Annotated in this window: 9 protein-coding genes and 1 pseudogene; 8 read left to right on the forward strand and 2 right to left on the reverse strand. The window is 62.7% G+C overall.

Features of this window, described 5'->3' with window-relative positions:
• The 8 genes and pseudogenes from AC1D0P_RS14950 to AC1D0P_RS14985 form a co-directional block, all read left to right on the forward strand.
• Positions 1-196: pseudogene (locus tag AC1D0P_RS14950) on the forward strand (hypothetical protein); the annotation flags it as partial.
• Between the two features lie 83 nt (positions 197-279).
• Positions 280-939, forward strand: coding sequence for a hypothetical protein (locus AC1D0P_RS14955; RefSeq protein ID WP_477677462.1), 660 nt, complete (start codon positions 280-282; stop codon positions 937-939).
• Complete coding sequence (locus tag AC1D0P_RS14960) at positions 936-1,418, forward strand: hypothetical protein (RefSeq protein ID WP_477677463.1); 483 nt, start codon at positions 936-938, stop codon at positions 1,416-1,418. Before AC1D0P_RS14955 ends, AC1D0P_RS14960 begins: the two co-directional genes overlap by 4 nt.
• A 62-nt stretch (positions 1,419-1,480) precedes the next feature.
• On the forward strand, positions 1,481-2,242 hold the full coding sequence (locus tag AC1D0P_RS14965; RefSeq protein ID WP_477677464.1) for a COG1470 family protein: 762 nt from the start codon (positions 1,481-1,483) through the stop codon (positions 2,240-2,242).
• A gap of 77 nt (positions 2,243-2,319) precedes the next feature.
• Positions 2,320-4,329 carry an SdrD B-like domain-containing protein gene (locus AC1D0P_RS14970; RefSeq protein WP_477677465.1) on the forward strand — a complete coding sequence of 670 codons (2,010 nt, stop codon included), beginning with the start codon at positions 2,320-2,322 and terminating at the stop codon, positions 4,327-4,329.
• Between the two features lie 170 nt (positions 4,330-4,499).
• Positions 4,500-5,099 carry a cytochrome b/b6 domain-containing protein gene (locus tag AC1D0P_RS14975; RefSeq protein WP_477677466.1) on the forward strand — a complete coding sequence of 200 codons (600 nt, stop codon included), beginning with the start codon at positions 4,500-4,502 and terminating at the stop codon, positions 5,097-5,099.
• A 29-nt stretch (positions 5,100-5,128) separates the two neighbouring features.
• Positions 5,129-5,923 (forward strand): molybdopterin-binding protein, encoded by a 795-nt coding sequence (locus AC1D0P_RS14980; protein WP_477677467.1) that lies wholly within the window; start codon positions 5,129-5,131, stop codon positions 5,921-5,923.
• 109 nt (positions 5,924-6,032) lie between these two features.
• Positions 6,033-6,392 (forward strand): pentapeptide MXKDX repeat protein, encoded by a 360-nt coding sequence (locus tag AC1D0P_RS14985; protein ID WP_477677468.1) that lies wholly within the window; start codon positions 6,033-6,035, stop codon positions 6,390-6,392.
• Between the two features lie 99 nt (positions 6,393-6,491).
• Here the strand turns inward: AC1D0P_RS14985 and AC1D0P_RS14990 are convergent, their stop codons facing one another.
• Together AC1D0P_RS14990 and AC1D0P_RS14995 are read right to left on the reverse strand one after the other, a co-directional pair.
• Complete coding sequence (locus AC1D0P_RS14990; protein WP_477677469.1) at positions 6,492-7,022, reverse strand: calcium-binding protein; 531 nt, start codon at positions 7,020-7,022, stop codon at positions 6,492-6,494.
• A complete protein-coding gene (locus tag AC1D0P_RS14995; RefSeq protein WP_477677470.1) occupies positions 6,938-10,639 on the reverse strand; it encodes a hypothetical protein in 3,702 nt (1,233 codons plus the stop codon). The genes AC1D0P_RS14990 and AC1D0P_RS14995 overlap by 85 nt, the downstream gene beginning before the upstream one ends.
• Positions 10,640-10,659: the final 20 nt, after the last annotated feature.

Consider the following 10,659-nt stretch of genomic DNA (forward strand, 5'->3'; position numbering starts at 1 on the left):
CACCCACCCGGCCTTCAACACCGGCGCTTCCGGCGGCACCGGCACGGCCGCCACCCTGACGGCCACCAACCGCCTGGTCCGCGTCGAAGGCAAGTGGACTTACAGCTACCTCAATGCAAACATTCCCGCCGCCGGCACCTATGGCGGCACGATCGCCAAAAACGGCCGCGTCACCTACACCGCCACCCAGCTCTGATCTTTCACCTTATTCCTAAAAAAATGGCCTCCTCCGTGAGGCCATTTCCTTGATCCCGCCCTGAACAGCTTAAAGCGACGCCCATGCGCCCCCTTGCCTTCGCATCGCCTTTTCGCTGCGGTACACCGGTCGCGCGCAGCGGGCTCATCGGCATCGGCAGCGCCTTGCTGTGCACCGCTGTCCAAGCCTTTTCCTTCAGCATTACACCCGGTACCCGTTCACTGTTTCTGCAAGTAGGTTCCGGCGCCATGACGGGGGGAAACTTCAACTCAGGCGGCACGCCCGGCAACAACGCCACCATCAACAGCGTCAGTGTCACTGTTCCAGCAGCCAATCTGGGTGGCGGCTCCATTGCCATGACCAGCGATAGCACCGTGGCGACGAGTCCCTACGATGGCCGCGCGTTTTGCACGATACCCGCACAGGTCTATGTCGGCGGCTTCTACCGCGCGCCGGGTTCGGCCACCAACGCTACCCTCAGCGCGACAACGCCGGCGTCGCTGGTGAACGCCAGCGGAAACAGCATTCCTTTCAGCACGGTGTCATGGGTTTCAGCCGGCACATCCGACGCGGCGCCGACCATCTCCAGCGGCACATTTGTCGGTGGCGCATCGCAAACGCTGTTGAGCATCGCACGCAACACCTGGTTTGAAAGCTGCCTGCAGTTCAGCTACGCCAATGCGCAGTTCGTGGGCTCAGGCAGCTTCACGGGCAGGGTCAGCTACACCCTGACGGCGCCATGATGATCAAGCCATCGCGCCTGGCGCGAATCATCCTCGCGACAGGCCTGCTGGCGGCGGGCCTGATCACCCAGCAATGCGCGCTAGCCGGCACAACGCGTGTGGACGATAGCGGCACCGTCGTCAGCCAGGGCGTTGTCCCCATGCGCTGGCGGCAACTGGTTCCAGGCCGCGGGGCCGACAACTCGGTCGAGGCCGGCGTGCGCGTGGCCCTGCGCCTGAACCTGTCGCGCTGGCTGAACCAGCCCGTCAAACTTTATATGGGGCTGGCACCGGTGGCAGGCGAACCCGTCCATGCCGCGTGGCGTACCCAAGGCCGCCTGCTGCCGGGAACCGTCCGCTCGGGCGCGCGCACGCTGGTTTTTGAAGGAGCCGGCGTGGCGTCACTCGAAGAGACCCTCGAGCTGACGCTCAGGACCGACGGCAGGGCATTGGTGTCGCCGCAGTCGCTGCAGTTTTATTTTGAGGTGGATACCCCATGACCAATCCCCGGTTGGCGCCCGTCCGGTGCTGCGCGATGGGCCTTTTTTTCTTTGCGATGATATTGATCACATCCAACGCCGCGGCCGGTGAGTTCGCGCTGGCAGTATCTCCCCCGCGCTTTGAACTCGAACTCAAACCCGGTGAGCGAAGCCGGCAGGTCATCGAAATCACCAATGTGTCGCCCACCTCCGCCAGCTTCGGCATCAAGACGGCCGACTGGCGCCTTGGAGCGGACAACGCGGCCACCTTCTCCGACGAACTGCAGCCCGGCAGTTGCCGGCCATGGGTCGCCATCGAGCGGCGCGAGCTCATCATGGCGGGCGGGCGGCCCTACCGTTTCCGTTTCGAAATCGACGTCCCACCCGACACCCCAGCCGGGGAGTGCCGTTTTGCCATCTTGCTCGAAGGCCAGGAGCAGCTCACCCGCATGGAGTCCGGTCCGCCCATCCCGTTTTCAGTCCGCCTGGGCATCGTGGTCTATGTGGCCGTCGGCGGCGCCGCACCGGATTTGAGCATCGCCGGGGCGTCAGTCCAGGCCGTGAACGGCCAGCCCACACCCGTCCTGCAAATACGCAACAAGGGCACGGCCCACGGCCGCGTCGGCGGCTTCCTGAGCGGCACGGACGCGTCAAACACCGCGCTCGAATTCTCGCCCGCCAACACCCCGATACTGCCCGGCGAAACACGCAGCATTGCCCTGAATGCGACGAGCCCCGGCGACCAGGACAGCACTGCGACCATCCGCTTTCCCGTCACAGTGCGCGGAAAGCTCGAATGGGGCAAGGGCAAGACACACAACTTCGAACAGCGCTTCGCGCCATGAAAGGGCAGGCGCATTCGCCCGCCGCCCTCCTGCTTCTTTTCACGCCATGGTGCCGCCGCGGCCTCGCGGGCCTGGGCATGCTCTTCACAAGCGCCGCGGCGCTGGGCCAGCCGGCAAGCACGCAGGCTGCAGGCTCTTACGTTGACCGTGTCATGGACGGCCAGYCCGGCCTCGACGGCGGCCTCCAACTCAAAGCCAGCGAGTACAACGAAACCGGCTGGCCGCGAAGCTGGCACGCGGACTACGCCGTCTTCAAGCAATCAGGAAACGGAAACACCGCAACCCGCGCACTGGACCTCGGCGGGTTCATGGAAACGCCCAATCACGGCGCCCTGTCCGTCCATGCCAGCCTGTCCCGGCAAGGCTCCGGCGCATCGAGTGGCCGGGCGCAGGGCGGCGACAGCGATTGGCGCATAGACCAGCGTGCCTTGCCGCTCGACGGTGGATGGCTTGCCAACCACAACGCCGGCAACATCAACACCACCGGTACCCGGCTGGCGCGCGGCACGGGCCGGGTGTCCATACCGTCAACCCCGATCCACGGCGTGGGCGGCCAGTGGTACCTCGCTGATTCCATAGCCCTCAACGCGGCAACCGGCCGCACCGGCCTCTTCACCGGCTTCAACAGCAACGGATTTGAAAGCTCGGCAAGCAGCATCACGTCGGCAGGCGCGCAATTTCGCCTGCCCGCCGGCAAGGCGGCCAAAACGGGTGAGCGCAGCGACGTGGCATTCCAGCTGATCACCGGCAAGGACATTCCAGACAGCGCGGGCGCCGGCATCAGCCAAAACACCAGCGCCTGGTTCGCCGCCGCCTCTTGGGAGGGGCCGTCCCCCTGGGGATCYGGCCTGGCCGCCGGCTACGGTACGGCCAACGAACGTGTTGGCGGCCTGCGCCTGCAGGGCAATATGGTGCAAAGCACGGCCACACAGAGCGGTGGCGCAACCGGCCTCTGGCTCGACGCCGCCTGGCGCACCGAACGCTGGCGCCAGTCCGCAGGCGTTTTCCGCTTCGAGCCCAATTTGCGCTGGGGCGCCACAGGGCTGGCCGGCGACCTGCAGGGACTGTATTGGCAAGGCGACACCGCCACACGCCAGTGGCAGGCCGGGTTTGCCGCCGAACTGAGCGACACCGTCAGCGGCGGCCAGCTGGCCGGTGGTGCTTCCGGGCGCAGCGCGTTCGTCAACCTGAACGGCCGCTACCTGCTGGACATCAGCAACACCGTCGGGGCCGCTTTGAGTTTTCGCACCACCACCAGCCCGGGCCAGGCCGTCCAGCTGTCATGGAACCGCAACGGCGACTGGGGCCAGACGCAGTGGCGGGCCGACCTGGCCAAGGCCTCCGGCGGCGCGCACACCCTGCGCCTGGGCGTCGACCACAGCTGGCCCGTGCTGTGGACGGCCCTTCTCAGCACCTCACTGGCCCTGGAGCGCATACGCGGGAGCGCCAATCCCACCAGTGGATTGGTCTGGGGCGTGCTCGGCACCGTGTCGCCCTGGCCCCAATGGTCGCTGGATGCCTCCCTGCGCGGCACGCGCGGCAACGGCGGCGAATCACTCAACGCCAACGTCGGCCTGAACTGGCAGGCTTCCGCCGGATGGTCGCTGGCCTTGCGCTACACCGAGTCGCGCGGCCGGGAAACCCCGCAGGCGCTGGTCGTCTCGGCCCTGACCGCGGCAACGCTACAACCGGTGGCCAACACCCAGGCCAACCGCAGCATCCAGTTACTGCTGCGCTACCAGGACCATGCCGGAGTGCCGACCGCGCCGCTGGGCGGCCTGCCCGGAACCGGCGCCGGCAGCCTGGCCGGCACCGTGTTTTTTGACGCCGACGCCAACGGCCGGCGCGAAGCTTCCGAAGGCGGCGTGCCCGGCGTCACCGTCATGCTTGACCGGCGCTACGTGACGCAAACAGACGCCCAGGGCCGCTATGAATTCCCGTCGGTCGCCGCCGGCGAACACCTGCTCGAGATCTCTCCGGACAACATTCCCCTGCCCTGGAGCCCAACGCTTCGCGATCCCCTCAAAACCACGGTCCGGGTCCGCCAGGCCCAGCTCGTGGACTTCGCCGTGCAACGCGAGCGCTGATCCAGCCTCACTTGCCGGCGCAAGTTTCCTTGCCCGCAAATAAATACCAGGGGACTGTAAGAAAAGCGCGCCCCGCCCGACCAAACCTCAACGCGCAACAACTTCGCGGCCGCAATACCCGCCCTCTCACGGGGACAGCGAGCTTTGCGGGTAACTTTAAGGAGCACTTGATGAATACAGGCAAACAACAAGCCATACACCCAGCCTGGCTGCGCGCCATGCACTGGCTTAACGCGCTGGCCGTCGTCGTGCTGATGATGAGCGGCTGGCGCATCTACAACGCCACCGCCTTCCTGGGCTTCGCGATTCCCAAAGACCTCACCCTGGGCGGCTGGCTGGGCGGCGCCCTGCAGTGGCACTTCGCCGCCATGTGGCTGCTGTTCTTCAACGGCATCCTCTACCTGGCCTTCAACCTCTTCACGCGGCGGCTGTTCCACAAATTCTTTCCGCTTTCCATCAAAGGCATCGCGGCCGACCTGCTGGCCGCCCTCAAAGGCAAGCTGGCCCACGCCGACCCGCGCCACTACAACATGGTGCAGCGCCTGGCTTACCTTTTTGTAATGGCCGACAGCGTGCTCATCGTCGTGTCCGGCCTGGTGCTGTGGAAGTCGGTGCAATTCCCGCTGCTGCGTGAATTGATGGGTGGTTATGAAGGCGCGCGCCTCGTCCACTTTTTTGCCATGGCCGCGCTGGCCGGCTTTGTCGCCGTGCACCTGGTCATGGTGGCCCTGGTGCCCAAAACGCTGGTCTACATGCTGCGCGGCCGCTGATCAATTCCCGCAAGCCTCAAGGAACAAACATGAATATCCAACGCCCCAGGCGCCTCACCCACATCGACGGTGACGCCATCCTTCAAGAAGCCGTGGACCGCATCGCCACAGCAAACAAGCTCTCCCAGGCCCGCCGCAACTTCCTGCGCGGCTCCCTCACCCTCGGCGGCCTGGCCATGCTGAGCGGCTGCATGCTCGACGACAGCGAATCCGTCAACACCGCCCTCACCCGCATCTCGCGCCTCAACGACGACGTGCAGGCATCACTGTTCGACCCGAACCGGCTGGCGCCCACTTATCCCGATTCCATGATCACGCGGCCTTTTCCCTTCAACGCCTACTACGGCGAAGACGAGGTGCGCGAAGTCGAGGAAGAAAGCTATCGCCTTGAAGTCGCCGGCCTGGTCGCCGACAGGCGCAAATGGTCGCTGCCCGAACTGCGCGCCATGCCCCAGGCCGACCAGGTCACGCGCCACATCTGCGTCGAAGGCTGGAGCGCCATCGGCAAATGGGGCGGTGTGCCCTTCTTTCACTTTTTGCGCAAGGTCGGCGCCGACACGACAGCCAAATACGTCGGTTTCAAATGCGCCGACGACTACTTCACCAGCATAGACATGGCCACCGCCCTGCACCCGCAGACCCTGCTCGCGTTGACGTATGACGGCCAGGTGCTGCCGCCCAAATACGGTTTCCCCATGAAGCTGCGCATGCCCACCAAGCTCGGCTACAAGAACCCCAAACACATCCAGGCGATTTTTGTCACCAACACCTACCCTGGCGGCTACTGGGAAGACCAGGGCTACAACTGGTTCGGAGGTAGCTGAGCCCGCTCAGAGACCCCGCAACGCCGGCAAGGCATTCATGTATCTCTCCAGCCCTTGCCGTTTTTTTTCAAAACCTTTCCAACACTCTTTCATCAAGGACAACATCATCATGAACATCAACACCAAAACTTTGACCACCGCCCTTCTCTCCGCCTGCCTGTTCGCCGCCGGCGGCAGCGCCCTGGCGCAGGACGCCATGAAAAAAGACGCCATGGGCAAAGATGCCATGAGCAAAGATGCCATGGGCAAAGATGCCATGGGCAAGGACGCCATGGCCAAGGATGGCATGAAGAAAGATGCCATGGGCAAGGACGCGATGGGTAAAGACGCCATGGGCAAGGACGCGATGGCCAAAGACGGCATGAAGCACGACGACAAGATGGCCAAAAAAGACAAGATGAAGAAGGATCACATGTCCAAGGACGGCATGAAAAAAGACGCCATGGGCAAGGACGAGATGAAGAAATAAGGCGTACAAGCCACGGAGCGGGCAGGGGCCGGGCCCTACGGGCAAGCCCCCGCTCATTCCTCTATTACGGCCCTTGCACCAGCCGCAAGGGCCGCCCATTCACTGCCAGTTAGCGGCCAGCACAGGAAATATCACTGTCTGGTAATTCGACAGCAGTGCGCTTGTGGACATCGGCGTACCGACAAAGGCCGCCATGGCTTGGACCAGTTTGTCCACATTGGAGTCCGACAGGGTTTTTCCGTCGCCTGATTTGAACTGCTCCACATGATGAGCATTGCCATCCCGGTACCAGCCGTCGATCGTCACCTTGTCGTCGCTGCCTAGGGCGCTGACTTCCAGGTTGTCGGAAACCCGGCGCAAAAACAGTTCGTTGGCCCTGATATTGGAGAACTTCAGCACATCCGTGTTGCCGGGCGTTGTATCGTTTTCCTTCACCACGTCCCGGCCCCATCCGCGTCCGAATATGTAGGAATCCGAACCCTTCCCACCGACCAGAGTGTCGGCGCCTACGCCGCCCTCAAGGTAATCGTTGCCATCCTGGCCGTTCAACTCGTCATCGCCATCCTCGCCGTAGAGCGTATCGGCGCCGGCATCGCCGTATAGCTTGTCATTGCCTCCACCACCCAACAAGGTGTCGTTACCTTCCCGATATCTATACGGGTCAACTTCGGGTTGCCCGCCAAGTCCTTGTAAGACGGGTTGAGGCTGCTGCCCGGCGCGGGGAAGTCCTGATTGAACGGTGTTTCCGAGATGTAGACGCGCAGGTTGTCGCTAAAGAGCGGCGTGCCATCCCGGCCCCACAGGGCGATCGAGTCGATGTACTGCACGCTGTCCAGCTTCAGCTCGATATAGGCCTTCTTCGTTCCATACGCATAAGCAACATTACTTCCGGTGGACAGTTCTCCGTTCCACGCGCCACCAACCTTGGCATTCGTGAGTGCACCAGGGTTGTTGCCTTCGTCGGCAACGAATCCCTCGTCGGCGCCGGACGTACTCGCGATCTCGGCGGCCACGTTCTTGCCTCCGGCAAACACTTTCAGTTCGGTCAACGACAGGTGAAGCGACCCAAGGACATTTGGCGCATCATCGTTGTGGTAAATGCGGATGTACTGGCCCTTGGCCCCAACAGCCGCAAAGGTGCCGTCCAGGGTTTTGACCACCGTGCCATTGCCCAGGCCCTTGCCGTCGGCATCCAGTTTGGCCACGATGCCGGTTGTGGCCAGCCCCCTCAGGTCGGTGCCGCTGTAGTCCGCCGTGTCGCGGCCGGCCCCGCCATCGAGCGTGTCGCTCACGGCCTCAATGTCCTGCTCTATCTCGTCGTCGCCGTCGCCGCCGCTGACGCTGTCAAAGCCAGCCTCGCCGGCCAGGTCATCGTTGCCGGCACCGCCGATGACGGTGTCCTTGCCTTCGCCGCCCATCAGGATGTCGTCGCCGCCATTGCCGGCCAGCACGTCGTTGCCGGCGTCTCCGTCCAGCGCATTGGCGTTGTCGTCGCCGGTCAGGCTGTCTTTGAGGCGCGTGCCCGTCACGCCCTCGATGCCGATCAGCACGTCATACACACTGAAAGTGGTCCCGTCGGCGGTTCCCCGGTACTTGACGGCCTGGCCGGTCAGCAGGTTGACGTCAATGCCCACCTCCGTTCCCGCGCCATCGGCGCCGGTGCGGGTAGCCCCGGGGAAGATGGTGAAGCCGTAGTTCACGGTGTCGGCGCCCTCGCCGCCGTCCAGCGTGCTCCAGACGCCCGAACTGCCGGCGGTATAAGCGTCGATGTCCTGCTGGATCATGTCGTTGCCGTCTCCGCCCTGGATGCTGTCCTTGCCGCCGTCTCCGCTCAGCGTGTCATTACCGGCGCCGCCATCCAGGTTGTCGTCACCGTCGCCGCCTTGCAGCTCGTCATTGCCGGCCCCGCCTATGAGCACGTCATCGCCTTCATTGCCTACCAGTGCGTTGGCGTTGCCGTCGCCCGTCAGGCTGTCGGCCAGTTTTGTGCCCACCAGGTTCTCGATGCTGGTCAGCGTGTCGTATACCGTCGTGGCGGTGCCTGCGGCAATCGCCGCCAGGTCGATCTTCAGCACCGCGGAATTGCCCGCCAGGTCGGCGTAGGCCGTGGGCGAGGATACGGCGGGCCTGGTGTCCGACACGTACACCCGCAGATTGCTGTTCGCGCCGGCATAACCGGACGCGCCCCACAGCGCGATCGAGTCGATGTCGTAGGAGTCACCGAGGTCCACGTCGATATCTTTTCCATCTCCGCCGTACAAGGTGTCGGCGCCGCCGCTGCCGTCAATGGTGTCGTCGCCGGCGGCGCCGGACAGCGCGTTGCCGCCACCGTTGCCCGTCAGGCTGTCGCCCAGCTCCGTGCCGATGAGGTTTTCAATGCCGATCAGCGTATCGGTGAAGAGCGATACGGATCCAGCGCCCACTTTCGCGACGTCGAATTGGGCGACATCGGAATCGACCTCAAGGTTGTAGTAAGTCTGATGACGATTTGACGGAAAAGGGCTATCCGATACATAGACCCGTAAATTGTTGCTCCACTCCGGCTGGCCTGCATTCCCCCACAGGGCGACTGAGTCAATCGCATACGACGCACCGAGATCGAGCTCGATGTATATCCCAAAAGCGTCGTCCTCATTGAGAATGCGGCCCGCCTTGGCGACGACCGGCTCAGCGCCGCTCCCAAAACGGCCATCGGTGAGCGCCTTGTCATTAATTGCGGAATCAAAAGTCACCTTCTGAAAGGGCACGTCATCGTGATAAAACGGGGATTGCTGATCGGCATTCACCGCGATACTTTTTCCGGCAGCCCGGTTGACTCCACCGCTAAACACTTTCAATTCCGTCAACGACAGGGTTGTCGAGTTATACGGATAGATGAGATATCTGGGCGGGAACTCAGCGGGAGACAGATAGGCACCCGGCTGGATATGGTAAATGCGGATATAACGGCCTGTCGCATTGATGCCCACGTTGGTGGCCGCAAAGCTGTTTTGTGTGATTGTTTCATGGTAGGACTCGAGGCCGTTCACATCCTTTGTCACGATACGGTACCCATCCTTCAACTCACTGTGGATGGAGATGCCTCTGCCTTTCAAATCGTTGTAGTCAACGGTATCCTCATCCCCCCCTCCATCAAATTTCATCGCCGAAGCATTGGCAATCACAGTGTCGTTACCGAATCCACCATTGACTGTTATCGGCAATCCCAACACCTTCGTGTTGTCCCGGTCCGCGACATGGGTCACCACGTTCCTCAAATCCATGGTGCTTGACGCATTGCCGTCATTGATGGTCCAGCCCTTATTGGTGACGGTATACGCATTACCGTTCTCAGCGGTGATCTTCAGGGTGGTTACATTGGTCTTCCCGCCCACCGCCACCGTTGTGCTCGTCTCTTTGCCCGGCGCCAGCAAAGGATTGAGAAAGGTTATCAATTGCTTGCGGAGATACGGGGCCGTGCCATCGGCATCCAGGTCCAGCACGCCCGTTACCGCGTTAATTCTCAAAGACGCATCGGGCCTCGAAATACCGTCACGAAACCGCTTGATATAGGCTTTTGCGGTCACCACATCCACGGAGCTGCGGGTCAACGCCGCCAGCTCCATGGCTTGCGGCGACATCGTCTGGGTGTCCACCCACACCACACTACTACCCTCCCCGAGGTTTGCCTGCAGCCCCGTCAGATATACGCTAAGTTCCGCCGAGTCGGAAAGCAACGCATGCTGCGCGTTCAGGCTGTTTTCGAAATAAGCTACCGCGCCTCTTCGCGAAGCGTCGTTGGGGTCGACGTAGTCGCGGATAGCATTGACAGCCTTCTCCACCGCTATTCGGATAAAACCATACTCCGCGATCCTGAATATCGCGGTGACTACCGTGACCGCGAGGCCTACGGGAATGGCTAAGGGAGCGCCGACGCCGCTGACCACGCAGGCAGCCACGGCCAACGAGCCAACGATGTCCAGAAACGCGCTTCCCGCGAAAATACCGGCTTGCACTGCAGTTTTGTCACGGTAAAAATTCGCGAGCAGGCCGTGACCGGCATAGCCGACGGAGTTCAGTTTGTCGAGATCGGCGGCATACTCGCCTTGCTTGGCCAGGGCGTAAATCTCCAGCGGGCTGATCGCTAAAAGTAAGCCGGCCGAAGCCGTTAACGCCATGGGTCCCATCAAAGCCCTGTGGCGCACGACACGTATCATGTTTCCAGTAGCTGCATCCAGCACGGAGGGGTATGCGATGCCTCTGCCCACCGCTTGCGCCAGCCAGACAT

Source organism: Polaromonas sp. P1_G2, from assembly GCF_056405515.1.

Coding starts and splice junctions, on each gene's coding strand:
- AC1D0P_RS14955 (WP_477677462.1), top strand. CDS start 280: ATGCGCCCCCTTGCCTTCGCATCGCCTTTTCGCTGCGGTACACCGGTC.
- AC1D0P_RS14960 (WP_477677463.1), top strand. CDS start 936: ATGATGATCAAGCCATCGCGCCTGGCGCGAATCATCCTCGCGACAGGC.
- AC1D0P_RS14975 (WP_477677466.1), top strand. CDS start 4,500: ATGAATACAGGCAAACAACAAGCCATACACCCAGCCTGGCTGCGCGCC.
- AC1D0P_RS14980 (WP_477677467.1), top strand. CDS start 5,129: ATGAATATCCAACGCCCCAGGCGCCTCACCCACATCGACGGTGACGCC.
- AC1D0P_RS14985 (WP_477677468.1), top strand. CDS start 6,033: ATGAACATCAACACCAAAACTTTGACCACCGCCCTTCTCTCCGCCTGC.